This window comes from Chryseobacterium sp. Marseille-Q8038, assembly GCF_965111995.1.
Window position 1 is genome coordinate 292,425 of sequence record NZ_CBCOPN010000002.1, and the last position, 15,799, is coordinate 308,223.

The 15,799-nt window shown below is 37.5% G+C and carries 17 protein-coding genes; 9 read left to right on the plus strand and 8 right to left on the minus strand.

Features of this window, described 5'->3' with window-relative positions:
* Positions 1-72 precede the first annotated feature (72 nt).
* From ACWPWS_RS15220 to ACWPWS_RS15235, 4 genes are all read left to right on the plus strand, one after another.
* A complete protein-coding gene (locus ACWPWS_RS15220; protein ID WP_454047082.1) occupies positions 73-432 on the plus strand; it encodes a winged helix-turn-helix transcriptional regulator in 360 nt (119 codons plus the stop codon).
* A gap of 178 nt (positions 433-610) precedes the next feature.
* A complete protein-coding gene (locus tag ACWPWS_RS15225; RefSeq protein ID WP_209788225.1) occupies positions 611-1,786 on the plus strand; it encodes a thioredoxin family protein in 1,176 nt (391 codons plus the stop codon).
* Positions 1,787-1,799: 13 nt separating this feature from the next.
* Positions 1,800-2,432 (plus strand): DUF3575 domain-containing protein, encoded by a 633-nt coding sequence (locus ACWPWS_RS15230; protein ID WP_454047083.1) that lies wholly within the window; start codon positions 1,800-1,802, stop codon positions 2,430-2,432.
* A 4-nt stretch (positions 2,433-2,436) separates the two neighbouring features.
* Entirely contained in the window at positions 2,437-2,643 is a 207-nt protein-coding gene (locus tag ACWPWS_RS15235) for a hypothetical protein (protein WP_209788219.1), read from the plus strand.
* Here the strand turns inward: ACWPWS_RS15235 and ACWPWS_RS15240 are convergent, their stop codons facing one another.
* Positions 2,644-3,840 (minus strand): exo-beta-N-acetylmuramidase NamZ family protein, encoded by a 1,197-nt coding sequence (locus tag ACWPWS_RS15240; RefSeq protein WP_454047084.1) that lies wholly within the window; start codon positions 3,838-3,840, stop codon positions 2,644-2,646. It lies immediately after the preceding gene.
* A gap of 4 nt (positions 3,841-3,844) precedes the next feature.
* Here ACWPWS_RS15240 and ACWPWS_RS15245 point away from each other — a divergent pair, with 4 nt between their 5' ends.
* Together ACWPWS_RS15245 and ACWPWS_RS15250 are read left to right on the plus strand one after the other, a co-directional pair.
* Positions 3,845-5,074 carry an ABC transporter permease gene (locus ACWPWS_RS15245; RefSeq protein WP_454047085.1) on the plus strand — a complete coding sequence of 410 codons (1,230 nt, stop codon included), beginning with the start codon at positions 3,845-3,847 and terminating at the stop codon, positions 5,072-5,074.
* Positions 5,075-5,206: 132 nt separating this feature from the next.
* On the plus strand, positions 5,207-6,205 hold the full coding sequence (locus ACWPWS_RS15250) for a PLP-dependent cysteine synthase family protein (protein ID WP_209788211.1): 999 nt from the start codon (positions 5,207-5,209) through the stop codon (positions 6,203-6,205).
* Positions 6,206-6,261: 56 nt separating this feature from the next.
* Here the strand turns inward: ACWPWS_RS15250 and ACWPWS_RS15255 are convergent, their stop codons facing one another.
* The 3 genes from ACWPWS_RS15255 to ACWPWS_RS15265 are packed head-to-tail and all read right to left on the minus strand — an operon-like array spanning position 6,262 to position 8,048.
* Positions 6,262-6,789 carry a hypothetical protein gene (locus ACWPWS_RS15255; protein ID WP_454047086.1) on the minus strand — a complete coding sequence of 176 codons (528 nt, stop codon included), beginning with the start codon at positions 6,787-6,789 and terminating at the stop codon, positions 6,262-6,264.
* Between the two features lie 38 nt (positions 6,790-6,827).
* Positions 6,828-7,130, minus strand: coding sequence for a chaperone modulator CbpM (locus ACWPWS_RS15260; RefSeq protein WP_454047087.1), 303 nt, complete (start codon positions 7,128-7,130; stop codon positions 6,828-6,830).
* A 3-nt stretch (positions 7,131-7,133) separates the two neighbouring features.
* Positions 7,134-8,048, minus strand: coding sequence for a DnaJ C-terminal domain-containing protein (locus tag ACWPWS_RS15265; protein ID WP_454047088.1), 915 nt, complete (start codon positions 8,046-8,048; stop codon positions 7,134-7,136).
* Between the two features lie 93 nt (positions 8,049-8,141).
* On the opposite strand from ACWPWS_RS15265, the gene ACWPWS_RS15270 reads away from it, so the two are divergent.
* Both ACWPWS_RS15270 and ACWPWS_RS15275 read left to right on the plus strand, forming a co-directional pair.
* Positions 8,142-9,341 carry a dicarboxylate/amino acid:cation symporter gene (locus tag ACWPWS_RS15270; protein WP_454047089.1) on the plus strand — a complete coding sequence of 400 codons (1,200 nt, stop codon included), beginning with the start codon at positions 8,142-8,144 and terminating at the stop codon, positions 9,339-9,341.
* 28 nt (positions 9,342-9,369) lie between these two features.
* Positions 9,370-9,882, plus strand: a complete 513-nt coding sequence (locus tag ACWPWS_RS15275; RefSeq protein WP_454047090.1) for a hypothetical protein — start codon at positions 9,370-9,372, stop codon at positions 9,880-9,882.
* A gap of 9 nt (positions 9,883-9,891) precedes the next feature.
* Here the strand turns inward: ACWPWS_RS15275 and ACWPWS_RS15280 are convergent, their stop codons facing one another.
* The 3 genes from ACWPWS_RS15280 to ACWPWS_RS15290 form a co-directional block, all read right to left on the minus strand.
* A complete protein-coding gene (locus tag ACWPWS_RS15280) occupies positions 9,892-10,275 on the minus strand; it encodes a DUF779 domain-containing protein (protein WP_105681083.1) in 384 nt (127 codons plus the stop codon).
* 88 nt (positions 10,276-10,363) lie between these two features.
* Positions 10,364-11,398 carry an alcohol dehydrogenase AdhP gene (gene adhP, locus ACWPWS_RS15285; protein WP_209788196.1) on the minus strand — a complete coding sequence of 345 codons (1,035 nt, stop codon included), beginning with the start codon at positions 11,396-11,398 and terminating at the stop codon, positions 10,364-10,366.
* Positions 11,399-11,606: 208 nt separating this feature from the next.
* Positions 11,607-13,136, minus strand: a complete 1,530-nt coding sequence (locus ACWPWS_RS15290) for an aldehyde dehydrogenase family protein (protein ID WP_454047091.1) — start codon at positions 13,134-13,136, stop codon at positions 11,607-11,609.
* A gap of 181 nt (positions 13,137-13,317) precedes the next feature.
* On the opposite strand from ACWPWS_RS15290, the gene ACWPWS_RS15295 reads away from it, so the two are divergent.
* Positions 13,318-14,241 carry a helix-turn-helix domain-containing protein gene (locus ACWPWS_RS15295; protein WP_454047092.1) on the plus strand — a complete coding sequence of 308 codons (924 nt, stop codon included), beginning with the start codon at positions 13,318-13,320 and terminating at the stop codon, positions 14,239-14,241.
* A 77-nt stretch (positions 14,242-14,318) separates the two neighbouring features.
* Here ACWPWS_RS15295 and ACWPWS_RS15300 read toward each other — a convergent pair whose 3' ends face one another.
* The gene (locus tag ACWPWS_RS15300) at positions 14,319-15,785 is read right to left on the minus strand and encodes a RagB/SusD family nutrient uptake outer membrane protein (RefSeq protein WP_454047093.1); all 1,467 of its coding nucleotides are present in this window, start codon (positions 15,783-15,785) and stop codon (positions 14,319-14,321) included.
* Positions 15,786-15,799: the final 14 nt, after the last annotated feature.

Below are 15,799 nucleotides of genomic sequence, written 5' to 3' on the forward strand. Positions count from 1 at the left end.
GTAAATTTAACCTATCAACATCGTCCTTTCCAAGTGGACAAATGATTGTCTGGAACGAACAAAAATGTAAGTATGAGTATTAAAGAATCATCCACCAATAATGAAAATAAGAAAACGCTGGAGTACAGCTGTTCTGAAATATATGCTGTAAATCTTATCAGTGGCCGCTGGATTCTTTCCATTTGTTACCATCTTAAACATGGGAAACTTAGATTTTTCGAACTGAAAGATAAAATCCACAATATTTCTGAAAGAATGCTTACCCTGCAGCTGAAAAAAATGGAACAGGAGGGGCTCATCGCCAAGAAAGTATATGCAGAAGTACCTATAAAAGTAGAATATGAGCTTACAGAAATTGGCAAAAAACTGATTCCGGTTTTGAATCAGCTGGAAGTATGGGGTAACGAACATAAACAGATGAAGAAAAAATAATCTAAATTCTCACTCATTAAAAAAAATCCCAAAGAGTAACTCTTTTTTTATACACAAACTGAAAGATCAGAAAAATAGGTATAAGTCTTAAAATTAGTTAATATCAACGTTCGATCGGCAGATTCAGCGTTTTATATTTTGAAAATTAATTATCTTCGCCTACAAATCTTATTTGAAAATGAAGAAGATCATCTCCGGGATATCTATTTTTTGTGCCATCGCTATCTCTGCTCAGGAATCCATCAAGTTTCAGGAGCTGCCATTCAAAGATATTATTGCAAAAGCCAAAAAAGAAAAGAAATTGGTTTTTATTGATGCATATGCTTCCTGGTGTGGACCATGCAAAATGATGGAAAAAAATGTTTTCACTCAGAAAGCGGTCAGCGATTATTACAATACCAACTTCATTAATGCAAGATTTGACATGGAAAAAGGAGAAGGCAGAGATATTGCTTCTCAATTCGGGGTACGTTCCTATCCTACTTATCTTTTCCTGAATGGTGAAGGAGAGCTTGTTTCCAGAAATACAGGATATATGGAAGAAAGCATGTTTGTGGCAATGGCTCAGGATATCAATTCACCCGGAAATAAAAAGGGATCTCTTAAAGATCGTTTTGCCAGTGGTGAAAAAGACCCGGAATTTCTTATCAATATCATGAAGCTGAACGCTAATACAGATTATGAATTTGCAAAAAAAGCGTCAGAAAGATATTTCCAGAATAAAAAGAAAACTGAAGAATTAACAAAAGATGAAATTGGTTTTCTTCTCTATTTCGTAAAATCATCGGAAGATACCAATTACAGTGTTTTTGCCTCCAGAAAGGCGGAGATTGTTAAGTTTCTTCCTGAAGAAACATACACCGAATTTGATGCTCAGCTCAAATTAGGAAAAATCGTAGAACAGTCTATTGATGATAAAAATAAAAAAATCAACGATGACTATTTCATGAAAGCTGCCGAACCATTGGTAGGAAAAGAAGCTGCTGTAAAAAAACTGAATCAGACTAAGCTCAGCTATTATGAACAAAACACCAATTTTCCTGAATACGAAAAAGCGGCTTTAGATTATTATAAAAATTCTGACACCTTTGATCCTAATGAGCTTCTAAGAGCTGCATGGATATTTGCAGATCATGTAAAAACACCCTCTTCATTAAAGAAAGCGACTGAATGGGCAGAAAAATCTGTCATGAGAAGCGAAACGTCAGAAAACACTTACATTCTTGCCAAACTCTACAATCTTACAGGAAATAAAGAGATGGCAAAAAACTACGCTGAAATGTCTAAAAATATGGCAGTTCAGGGCAATAAGGATTCTCAATTGGCAGATGAACTATTAAAGCAAATAAAATAAACATTACTACCGGATGAAATATAAATTATTAGCAGCAGGCATTTTAGCTTTCCTGTCCACAAGTACATTGAGCGCTCAGGAACAGGAACAAGGAGGACAGGATAAAAGTTTATACATAAAAGGAAATGCTTTATTTGCTCCACTAGGTATTTTAAACCTTGGAATAGAAAAACAGATCAGTCCAAAATATACGCTTCAGGGAGATGTTTTCATTTCACCATGGAAATCTTTTGGTGGGCATAAACTACAGTTTTACTCTATTTCTGCAGAAGGAAGATATTACTTTACGGAAGCTTTCAAACATTGGTATGTAGGTGCTAACGTATCTGTGGCGGCTTACAATGCCACAAAATGGAGTTATTGGAATGACAGCACTTTTGAAAACTGGAATGGAGAAATTCTTAAAAATTCCAATCTGTACCAAAAAGGATTTTCTGTGATGCTGGGTGTTACAGCTGGATATCAGTTCCAGTTATCCGAACGATGGAATCTTGACATTTACGGAACGATTGGAACATCACAAGGGTTTTATAAAGGGTATGACAAATCCACAGGAAAACGTTATGACTCTGCTGAGAATTTCAATAAAAGCGGTGAAATCATCCCCTACAGAGGAGGTGTAATGATTTCTTACAAATTAAAATAATACCATGAAGCTATTCGGAAGAAATCATATCATTATTTTAGTGATCACTTTTGTGATCCTTTTTTTAATGAATTATATCGGAAATGATCTGCCTGATAAATTACAAAGGGCATTAATGACTGCTTTTGCAGGGGTTGTCGGACTGACAATCGGATTATTTATATTAAATAAGGGCAGAAATGATAAAAATCCGCCCCAGAATTTTGATTAATTAATCTTCGTACACCACATATCGGGTTCTGATCTTTTCGAAACTTTCAAGATCCTTTTTCCATGAATCTTTAATTTCCGGAATTGATTTTCTGGCGATGATCTGTTTTCTTAATTCATCAGTTCCTGATAAGGTATCGAACCACAGGTTTTTCAGGAAGAAATCCTGCTGAGGATTTTTATAATTCTGATAGGCTTTGATAACCCATTCAAGATTTAATTCTCTTAAATCATTAGGATAACCGGAGAGATTTTCACCATAACATAACTTCCCGTTCAGGAAGGGATCTTTAGCACCATAGCTTGGTTTTGGCGTAAACTGATACGGCAGGCTTTCCGTCCATGGAGAACCATAAATCTGGAAAGGAAGATCTGTTCCTCTTCCTACAGAAACCTGAGTTCCTTCAAAAAAACACAAACTTGGATATAAATTGATTGCTTTATCATTGGGTAAATTAGGAGAAGGCTTATCAAGCATTGAATAACGCTGCTTTTTATGATAGTTCTTCATGGGAATAAGCGTGTATTTAGCCTGAACTCCATTTTTCAGCCATTTTTCTCCGTTTACCATCTTTCCATACTCTCCTATGGTAAGTCCATAAACAACAGGAACTTCGTGCAGCCCTACAAAACTTGTCCATTTTTTTCTTAAAACAGGGCCGTCTGTGTATCCATCATGTGGATTGGGACGATCCAGTACCATCACCTCAACATTATTTTCAGCACCTGCTTCCATCAGGTAAGACAACGTGGAAATATAAGTATAGAATCTTACTCCCACATCCTGGATATCAAAAATGACAATATCAATTCCGGCAAGCTGTTCCGGCTTTGGTTTTTTATTATTGCCATACAGAGAAACAATAGGAATTCCAGTTTTCACATCTACTCCGTTTTTCACTTTTGCCCCGGCATCGGCATCCCCTCTGAAGCCATGCTCAGGAGCAAAAATAGATTTTATTTTAATCCCGTTTTTCACCAGAAAGTCTACCAAATGAGTTCTGTCATTCATCAAGCCCGTCTGATTGGTAACAATTCCTATCGTTTTACCTTTTAACAGTGGTAAATATATTTCAGGCTGGTCTGCTCCGGTTTTAAAATCCGGTTGAACTTGAGTCTGAGAATAATATTGGTTGAATACTCCTAAAAAAATTAGGCAAATCAGAAGTAAATTTTTAATTTTGAAATCTAAATTCATAAGCTTGAAATTTCCTTTATATTTCTCTAGAAAAATAGCATTTTCCAAAGATAACAAAAATAACCTTTCAAGGGTTATCATCTTCATTGGCAGGCTTTCCGTAGCATTGGGGATTATTGTTTCCTTAATTACCGTGGCCACCGGTTTTGGTTCCAAAAAAGCTATCAAAGAGAGGCTGGCAGATTTCAGCGGCCATATCACTGTAAGATCCACACGTTCGAATTCTTCATACAATACTTCTGTTCTCGATAACCAGGGCTTAAATATTCCAAAAATAAAGGAGCTTCCCGATGTGGAGAGTACTCAAAAATATGTGATGGTTACTGGAATCATGCGTAATGAGCACAATTTTGCCGGAATCATTTTTAAGGGAATCGGAAAAGATTTTGACAGTTTGAGGTTCAAGAAATTCCTTATCGCCGGAACAACTCCCAAAGTGACAGAAAATGGGTTCAACAATGATGTTGCTATTTCGCAAAAAGTAGCCAATGACCTTCATCTCAAATTAAATGACAGCATTGTAACTGTATTTTTAAAAGCTGATCAGAAACCGCTTTACCGTAAATTCAGAGTTATCGGAATTTATAGAACGGACATCAAACTTATTGATGAACAGTTTGTTATTGGAGGAATTAACCATGCCAGAAAAATTCAGGATATGAAACCTGATGAAATCGGCGGAATAGATATTTTCCTGAAAAATGTAAATGATATCGACAAAGATTTTCCAGACATTGAAAAGCTGATCGGTTATAAAAACTATGCTGAAAAAGCTACTGAGAAATTCCCTCAGATTACAGACTGGATCAGTATTTTTGACACCAACATTGCATTAATTATCATTATTATGCTGATTGTAGTGGTGATTAATATTATTATGGTTCTTCTGATCCTTATTATTGAAAGAACAAATTCTATTGGTCTTCTTAAAACATTGGGAGCAAGCAATTCCCAGATAAGAGCCACCTTCATTAATTATACCCTGATTATTATGATTCCTGGACTTTTGTATGGTAATGCCATCGGATTGGGACTGATTTTAATACAGAAATTCTTTGGGATCATTAAACTTAATCCTGAAAACTATTATGTAAGTACCGTTCCGGTAGATCTTAATCCAATTGCAATTATATCCATCTCAGTGGGAATTCTTTTCATCTCCGGATTGGCTTTGATTATTCCAAGCTACCTGATCAGTAAGATCTCTCCGGTGAAGGCGATTAAGTACAACTAACAGGATAATTGATAATTGAAAGATATTTGTTGTTAATCAGTTGATTTCAGTGTTATCCACAACTTATCCACATGTTATCCACAGCGCAGATAATTTTAAAAGCCTTATCTTTGCGCCGCTTATAAAACATTTATGAAATACGCAAAAAATATCCTTGAAACTATAGGTAACACACCGCTGGTAAAGCTTAACAAAGTATTAGGTGAAGATTTTCCGGCATTAGTATTAGCAAAAGTAGAGACCTTCAATCCCGGAAACTCCGTAAAGGACAGAATGGCTCTTAAAATGATAGAAGATGCCGAAAAAGACGGCAGATTAAAACCTGGAGGAACTATTATCGAAGGTACTTCCGGAAATACAGGAATGGGACTGGCATTAGCTGCTATCATCAAAGGTTACAAATGTATTTTTGTAACGAATTCCAAGCAGTCTAAAGAAAAATGTGATATTCTTCGTGCTGTGGGTGCTGAAGTAATCGTTTGTCCTACAGACGTAAAACCTACTGATCCGCGTTCTTATTATTCAGTATCTAAAAGACTGGCAAAAGAGACAGAAAACGGATGGTACGTAAACCAATATGATAACTTATCCAACAGAGCGGCTCATTATGAATCTACAGCTCCTGAGATCTGGGAACAGACGGAAGGAAAGCTGACTCACTTTGTGGCAGGAGCAGGAACAGGAGGAACGATCACGGGTTGCGGAACTTTCTTCAAAGAAAAAAATGAGAACATTAAAGTAATCGGAGTGGATACTTACGGTTCCATTTTGAAAGAATTCCACGAGACAGGAGAACTGCATTACGATCATGCTTATACTTATATTACAGAAGGTATCGGAGAAGATATCATTCCTGAAAACTATGATATGTCTGTGATTGATCACTTTGAAAAGGTAACGGATAAAGACGGTGCCATCTATGCCAGAAAACTGGCGAAAGAAGAAGGTATTTTCTGTGGATATTCTGCGGGTAGCGCCATTGCTTCTTTGATTCAGATGAAAGATCAGTTTACTAAAGATGATGTCATTGTAGTTTTACTTCATGACCATGGTTCAAGATATGTAGGAAAAATCTACAATGACGAATGGATGAAAGAAATGGGCTGGCTGGAAGAAAACAAAGAAGGTTAATAAACCTCTTTACAGATCATAAAAAAACGGAGCAAAATTTTGCTCCGTTTTTATTTTTATTGCTTGATATTTTCTTTTAATTTAGTTTTAAGAAAACTGTATTCTTTCTCGCTCATTGCTTTCCTGGGAAACATATAACTGTATTTTCCTTCAAGGGAAATAAATTCATTATTGCTGTCAAAGTATTCAAAATCTTTCCATTCACTGGTTTCCTTTTCACCATCAATATTCACCGTGAAAAAATTCTGATCAAACCTGATTTCATACACTTTACACTTTTCCAGTATATTTAAGTAGTGATTCACCTGTTTTTTCCATCTTGAAACTTTATTAACGCTGACAGACAAAAAAATGGCACACAGCAAAAATATAAAACTCAAAAAGTATAAAATCCCCACACTTTCTTTACTCAGAAGATCTTTCAAAAGAAAAACAATGAAAACAATCACTGCTGCTCCAATGGTAGCAATGGTTTTACCTTTCGTTGTAGGAGAAAAAAGCAGACTTCCCTGATTACCGCTAAAATAAATATCTTCAAAAATCTTCCTATCTGTTTTTAGGGTAATCACCTTTTCTTCATTCATAAATTATAGAGTTTGCTTTAAAAAGCTACAAAACTAAACTAAATATCTTCATATTGATCACTTATTGCAGAAAGTTTACTCATTAGTTCTCTGTTTCTGCGGTTCAGAGCATCCAGTTTTTTCAGCATATTATGAATTACTTCAAGGCCTGGCAGATTAATTTCAAGATCATAATGCCAGTTGGCAAATTTCTCCAGATCAGGCAGGTCTTCATACATCAGATAATGAATATTATTTTCAATATGAATATTCAGCAGCCCATAATCTACAAGCCCATCAAAAAAAGTAATTTCTATATTATAGATTTTTACGAGTTCTTCCCGCGATATTCTTTCACTCATGGCTTAGGAATTTTTTAGTTGTTCAAAAAGTTCTTTCTGCTTTTCGGTAAGATTGGTGGGCAGTTTCACTTCATAGGTTACAAAAAGATCTCCATGTTCTCCTTCTTTCTTATAGACAGGAAAGCCCTTTCCTTTTAGTCTTACCGTCATTCCGGTTTGGGTTTCGGGCTTTACTTTAAGGTTTACGCTGCCTTCAAGGGTATTTACTTTCACTTCCCCTCCTAAAACAGCTGTATACAGATCAATCGCTACTTTGGTTTTCAGATCATCACCGGTTCTTTCAAAATCCGGATCAACCGGAATATTGAAGGTAATGTATAAATCTCCGTTTGGTCCTCCGTTTACTCCTGGATTTCCGTGTCCTTTCAGCTTAATCTGCTGCCCGTCATATACTCCTGCAGGAATAGTAATCCTGACTTTTTTCCCATTAATTTCAAAGGTTTGCGGATGGGTTTTTGCAGCATCTCTTAAGTTCAGACTCAGTTCAGCTTTTACATCCTGACCTTTGAATTTACCGGAAGCCCTTCCTCTTGAACTTTTACCGAATCCGCCACCAGATCCACCGAACATATTCTGGAAGAAATCTGAGAAATCTTCTCCTTCACCAAAGTCAGCTCCGGAATATCCTCCGTTATAACTTTGCTGCTGATATTGTCTTTGTTGTTGCTGTTGGGCTTTTTCGTATTCTTCGCCATGCTTCCAGTTTTCTCCGTACTTATCATATTTTGATCTGTTTTCAGGATTGCTGAGCACTTCATTGGCTTCATTCAGCTCTTTGAATTTCTTTTCTGCTTCTTTATCTCCAGGATTAAGGTCTGGATGATGTTTTCTTGCCTGTTTGCGGTAGGCCTTTTTAATATCATCCTGTGTTGCGCTTTTATCTACGCCTAGAATTTTATAGTAATCTATATAAGCCATAGAAATGAGGTTTACCCAAATTTATGAATTTTAGGTCTGAAAATTGTATAACGAAATGTTAAAAATAAACTTATCTTTGATAAAAAGCCCTACATGAAAGAGGTACTGAAAAACTACTCCGGAATCATATTTTTACTTTTAGGAATCACTATTGGAAGCATCATTGGAATTGTTGCTCCTGGTTTTGTGGAATATATTAAACCTTTGGGAGATATATTTCTTAATCTTCTTTTTGTGAGTGTAGTTCCTCTGGTGTTTTTTGCGGTATCCAATTCTATTTCTTCTCTGGAACAGCAGTCTAAATTTGGAAAGATCATCCTTGTGATGTCTCTTACCTTTTTATTCTTTATTCTCACAGCAGCTGTTTTTACAATCTGTGCTGTCTATCTTTTCCCGGTCTCGGGTGTCTCAGGAAGTTCTGAGATGATTACAGAAGCTGCCAATGAGGATACTTGGGGTAACAGAATTGTAAGTTTCTTTACAGTGGGAGAATTCACTGAACTTTTCTCAAGAAGGAATATGCTGGCTCTTCTGGTATTTGCATTTCTGACAGGATTTGCAGCCAGGAAAACAGGAGAAAAAGGACAGCCTTTCAGGGTTTTTATTGCTTCCGGATATGAAGTGATGAAAGAATTGCTGTTATTGGTTATGAAGCTTGCTCCTATTGGTTTGGGAGCCTATTTTGCGTATCAGGTGGCCACTTTAGGACCACAGCTTTTTGGATTTTATGCAAAGCCGTTGGGGCTTTATTATATTGCAGGAATTATTTATTTTCTGGTGTTCTTTTCTATTTATGCTTTTATGGCGAATGGGCAGAAAGGAGTCAGAAGTTTCTGGACGAATGCCATCTACCCTACCTTAACGGCAATAAGTACCTGCAGCAGTTTTGCAACGATGCCTGCAAATTTGCAGGCAGCCTCAAAAATCGGAATTCCGAATTCTATTGCCAATCTGGTGATTCCTATTGGGACTACATTGCATAAAAACGGATCTTCCATGTCTTCTATTATTAAGATCTATGTAGCATTCTTAATCATTGGAAAAGACTTTTTTGATCCTGCCAACCTACTTTTAGCGTTAGGAATTACAGTCTTCGTAAGTATTGTAGCTGGAGGAATTCCCAATGGTGGATATATTGGGGAAATGCTGATGATTTCTGTTTATAAATTACCTCAGGAAGCCATTCCTGCGGTGATGATTATCGGGACTTTGGTAGATCCTTTGGCTACTGTTCTGAATGCTGTAGGAGATATCGTTGCCGCCATGTTTGTCAACCGGTTTGTAAAAGTCTGATTGTTGTTGAACTATTTTCTTTTAACAGATGAACTCATTTTTCAAAAGCATTGGCTTATATAACAGTCTCATTATTGATCTCCAAATCAATAGTGCAGAACTGGTACAGAGATTATGGAAAGTAACCTATAAAACCAATACTACCTTTATATCTCTGGAAAAAGATTCTTCAATTCCCACGCGGTTTGAATATCGGGGAATGATTGATGCAAACAGCTTTACCATAAAAAGAAGAGCCAGGTTATTTGATATGAATCGGAGTAATCCTTTATTTCAGGGGACTATTTCTGATAAAAATGGTCAATCTTCTGTCTTTGTAGAATTTTTTCCTTCGGGTTTTCAGATGTTTAACTGGATGATAATTCTATGTTTTTGCTTCGTGGCAATTTTTGTCAATATACTGGGTGATCAAAAAAACTTTATGTTCGCAGGAATCGCTTTAGTAATTGCTGTCACTCAATATTTCATTCTGAAAAGAGGAATTTCAAAAGGGAAGTATGAGTTTGAAAGAGAGCTTATCTATATTGCTCAAAAACCTTAATCCTTTGCTTTACTCACTACGTTTTACCGGTTCCAGATTTTGATATTCATCGGGAGTAAAAAGTCTGTAATGAACTTTAAAAGTTTTTCCTAAAGGAGTTTCCAGTGAAAAGCCACCTGGCCCGAAACCGTCTGTAACATCGAGTGTAAAGTGGGAATATTGCCAGTATTCAAAAAGATCACGGTCTATCCAGAACTCATATCCACTGATGGTACCAATCATGGCATCATTCATTCTGGGAAAAAACCCTCCTTTCTCGAAACATTGCGGCTGTGTACCTTCACAGCATCCTCCTGCCTGATAAAACATCAGGGGACCATATTGGTCTTCCAGCTTATGGATGACTTCAAGAGCCTGCTCCGTTGCAGAAAGTCTTGATATTTTTGTTTCCATTGTTTTTATTTTAGCTTAAAACAAAATGTATCGTAATAAAAAATCCCGGTAAAATATATTCTAACCGGGATTCACAACACATCATCAATTAATTTGAGCCGGCAATATCCAAAACGATTCTGCCGTCAATCTGACCTTTTTTCATTTTATCAAAAACATCATTAATATCTTCCAGTTTTGCGGCAGTGACCGTAGCTTTTACCAATCCTTCATTGGCAAAATCCAGTGCTTCCTGCATATCTTTTCTTGTTCCTACAATAGAACCCCGGACGGTGATTCTTTTTAAAACGGTTTCAAAAATAGGAAGTTCAAAAGAGCCGGGAGGAAGACCGTTCAGAGCAATAGTTCCCTTTCTTCTCAACACATCTATTCCCTGTTTAAATGCAATCGGTGAAACCGCTGTAATCAAAGCACCATGCATTCCGCCAACTTCTTTATGTAAATATTCTCCGGGATCTGTATTTTTTGCATTAACGACAAGATCCGCACCTAATTTTTTTGCCAGTTCAAGTTTATCATCTGCAACATCAATGGCTGCAACATGCATTCCCATTGCTTTTGCATACTGAACAGCTACGTGTCCCAGACCTCCGATTCCTGAGATAGCCACCCATTCTCCGGGTTTTGTTTCTGTTTCTTTCAATCCTTTATAAACCGTTACTCCAGCGCATAAAATAGGAGCAATCTCCAGAAAGTTGACATCTGATTTCAAATGTCCCACATATCTTGAATCCGCAATGACATATTCTGCAAATCCGCCATCTACACTATACCCTCCGTTTTTCTGTGCTTCACAAAGGGTTTCCCAGCCCGTGATACAGTAATCGCAGCATCCGCATGCACTGTACAGCCATGGAACTCCTACTGCATCTCCTTCTTTTACAAAAGCTTCCGGTCCACAGGCCACCACAATACCTACTCCTTCATGTCCTGGAATAAGAGGCATTTTGGGTTTTGCAGGCCAATCGCCATCCACAGCATGCAAGTCGGTATGGCAAACACCGCATGCGATTACTTTGACAAGGACTTCATATCTTCCGGGTTCTCTTACTGGTACTTCTTCTATTTTCAGTGGCTGGCCGTAGCCTTGAACTACTGCTGCTTTCATTGTTTTTGGAATCATATCTTATTTTTTGGATTGAGTTATTGGGGGTTATTTGTTTTTGTATCCACTTCTGAACAGATAAGTTCTTTGCGTGAGGGATAGTAAGGGCGGCGAGGAACGAGCCGGTGCGAAATGCAATGAAGCACCGAAACGCAGTGCAGCCCTGGATAGCCCGACCGTTTTGCCCTGGAAAAAGCCAAGGCAATCGGGCACGTCCTAAATAATATTAAAAGAAACCTAACTTATTCTTGTTATAAGAAATCAGCATGTTTTTGGTTTGACGGTAATGGTCGAGCATCATTTTATGGTTTTCTCTTCCGATTCCAGATTGTTTGTAACCTCCGAAAGGTGCTCCGGCCGGATATGAATGATATTGGTTTACCCAAACTCTTCCTGCTTCAATCTGACGCGGAATATTGTACAGCTGATGGGCATCTCTGGTCCAAACTCCTGCTCCAAGTCCGTAGATGGTATCATTGGCAATTTTTATCGCTTCTTCTTCATCTTTGAAAGTGGTAAACGCCAGCACCGGACCGAAGATCTCTTCCTGGAAAATTCTCATTCTGTTATTTCCTTTGAAAATTGTAGGCTGAATGTAGTATCCCTCTTCCAAATCTTCTCCAAGGTTATTGACATCTCCTCCTACCAGAACTTCTGCTCCTTCCTCTTTTCCAAGCTGAATGTAAGAAAGGATCTTATCTTTCTGAATCTGTGAAGCCTGTGCTCCCATCATCACGGTTTTATCCAAAGGATTTCCCACTTTGATAGCTTTTACTCTTTCAATCACTCTTTCAATAAAGGCATCTGCAATACCTTCCTGAACCAGCAGTCTTGAAGGACATGTACAGATCTCTCCCTGATTAAGAGCAAAAAGTACGGCTCCTTCTATCGCTTTATCTAAAAATTCATCGTCGGCATCCATTACTGAATTGAAGAATACATTGGGTGATTTCCCTCCTAATTCCAAGGTTACAGGAATGATATTTTCTGTGGCATACTGCATTACCATACGTCCTGTAGCGGTAGATCCGGTGAATGCTGCTTTGGCAACTTTCGGATTGGTCACTAAAGCTCTTCCAAGTTCAGCTCCAAATCCGTTAACAATATTGATGGCACCAGCTGGCAAAAGGTCTCCGATCAATTCCATTAAAACCATGATTGAAACGGGAGTACTTTCTGCAGGTTTCAACACCACACAGTTTCCAGCTGCCAATGCCGGAGCGAGTTTCCAGACAGCCATAAGTATTGGGAAATTCCATGGGATGATCTGTGCGATGACTCCAAGAGGTTCGTGAACAATCAGAGATACCGTGTCTTTATCCAGTTCATTATGAGATCCTTCATCTGCACGAATTACAGACGCGAAATATCTGAAATGGTCAATGGCTAAAGGTAAATCTGCAGCCAGGGTTTCTCTTACGGCCTTCCCGTTGTCTATTGTTTCTACTGTAGCAAGATATTCTAAATTCTGTTCTATTCTGTCTGCAATCTTATTCAGAATAATGCTTCTTTCTGTAGAGGAAGTGTTTTTCCAGGTACGGAAAGCTTTATCCGCAGCATCTACAGCTAATTCCAAATCTTCTTTAGAGGAATGGGCTACCTGGGTAAATTTTTTCCCGTCTACCGGAGAGACTACGTCAAAATACTGTCCTTTAACAGGCGGTGTGAACTTACCGTCAATATAGTTATCATATCTGTTTTTGAACTCCGGACGCTGTAAAAGGGTCGTTGATCTTGGTTCTGTAATAGTACTCATATTAGTTTGTTTTATTTTTTCGATACCACCAAATTACACTGAGAAGCCAAAAAGAGTATAGCACAATCGTATAAAAAAAGTGTAAAATAGTGCAAGGGCTTCAATTTTAGTATTTTATTAACAGCAACGTACGGTCAAATTTTCTATATTTGAGTTACCTCCGCTTCCAAAAATTTTAGAAATGAATAACAATACTAAGATTTTATTAAATACTCCTGAATTACGTAAGGAGAACCAGCTATTGAGTCTTGTTGAAAACCAGACGAAGTTCAATTTAAACAATTGTGAGTTCAGCATTTATGAAACTCATAAGGCTGCTTTTGATGTAAAACTTCATTTTGAAAACATTGCTTTTACAGCCATGCTGAGAGGTAAGAAACATATGAAACTGGATAATAAAACCAGTTATTTTGATTATTATCCGGGAGAAAGTATTCTGGTAGCACCGGGCGAAACGATGGTGATTGATTTTCCTGAAGCGGATGAGACTCCTACGCAATGCATTTCATTAAGTCTTAATCCGGATTTTATTGAGGATTCCCTTAATTATCTCAATTACCACCTTCCCAAAGTAGATGAAACCTCACAATGGAATATTCAGCTGGAGGAGTATTTTCTGTTTAATAATAAAGCCCTTGCCTCAGCTACCAATAATATTATGAGAATTGCCATGGATGATAATTCTCAAAAGGATATCATGGCTGATTTTGCTCTGAAAGAACTTCTGATCAGACTGATGCAGACCCAGGCAAGGAGTATGGTAGAGAAGAATATTGTAAAGAATAAATCCAGAATAGGTTTTGTGGTGGATTATATTAAACGAAATCTGCACCAGAAATTATCCATTGACAGTATCGCTAAACTGGCTTATGTAAGCAAATCTAATTTCTTTAAAATGTTCAAAGATGAGCTGGGAACTTCCCCTAATGATTTTATTCTGCAGGAGAGAATTAACAGGGCAAAAGAGTTGCTAGCCAGTCAGACCAGTATCAAAGAAACTGCTTTTCAGACCGGGTTTTCAGATACCAACTACTTCACCAGAGTATTTAAACAACTGGAAGGAGTAACTCCGAAAAGTTATCAGGATAGGATGATTATGAGATAACTAATTGACCATATACCAATAAAAAAGGGCTCCAATTAATGGAGCCCTTCTTATGTAAAAAAACAATAATTACAAAATTAGTAACCTTTATTTTGTTCAATTTTTGGATTAGCCTGGATTGCCGTAATAGGAATTGGCCACTGCCATTTGAAGTTTCCAGCCTCAAGAGTCTGTGCTACCGCTGGTGCACCTGTACCGTCAAAAAGGTCTCCTTTACCTGATCTCTGAACAGCAAGGTTTAATCTCTTCAATGTGTACCATCTGTCATTTTCAAATGCAAGTTCCAATCTTCTTTCTTTCAGAATAGCATCTAAAAGAGGCTGTCCTGTTTCAGTACCTGGAGTAAATGAAGAATGTCTTTCTGCTCTTAACTTATTCAATAAAACAAGAGCCTGTGCACCATTACCTGTTCTGTAATAAGCTTCAGCAATATTCAATAATACTTCAGCAGATCTAAGATATTTAATCGGTACAATGTTAGCAGGGCCACCATTACCAGCATATTTTGTAACGTGGTTGTACTTTTGTCCGCTATATGTACTGGTTGTGAAATAAGCTGCTTTTCTGATATCGTCAGCTGCATAAGCTGTGTATAGATCATAATCTACAACAAACTCAGATCTTAAAGCTGGAACTGACTGGTTATAAGCTGCACCAACAGTATTATTTGGCTCTGCCGCAGCGTTCGATACCTGGAATAATACTCCGTCAGTAATTCTTGATAAACCTTCATTTTCTTTCCAGATTCTTGTAAAGTTATCCAGTGTTGTGATGCTTGGAGAAAGTCCTAATGCTAGTTCACCATATTTGATTGTATTGGTATAATCTCCTTTATAAAGATTTACTCTTGATAACAATCCGTATACAGCTGCTTTGCTTAATCTTCCTTTATCAGCATCATTTTGTGTAATATTATCAACGGCAAATAAAAGATCAGCGATAATTTTATCATATACCTGCTCAACAGTCAGGTTTCGAGATGATGCTGTATTAGAAGGATTATAATTTTCAGCATAATAAATTCCAACAGAGTTTTTAGCACCTGCAGACTGAGTTGGGATTTGAGAATATGCTCTTACAATATCAAAATGAGCGGCGGCTCTTAATGCTCTTGCCTCCGCTTCTATGTTTGTTTTCTGCGCTCCTGATAATACTCCGTTATTGATGTAAGACAATACAAAGTTTGCTCTGCTGATTACAAGGTAAGCTGCACTGTATAATCCTGTCGTCTGTGAGTTATCAGAAGAAAATTCAAAGTTTGACGCCGCAAAGTTGGTATTTCTTCCTGAAGCTGTACGGATTAGATTGTCTGTAGTAAGGTCACCCATAATAAGCTGACTTCCTGTATCACCACTGTAATATCCAGCTCCTTTAAGAACTGTATAGGCACCGTCCATAGCCTGTCTGAATGATTCAGGTCTGGTCATCGCCTGGTTCTGCTCTTCATTAATTGAAGATGTTTGATCTAAATTTCTGTCGCAAGACGTTAACGAAACAAAGGCAGTTAACGCAGCTAAACTTATTTTTATTATATTCTTTTTCATAAAGCTATTCAATA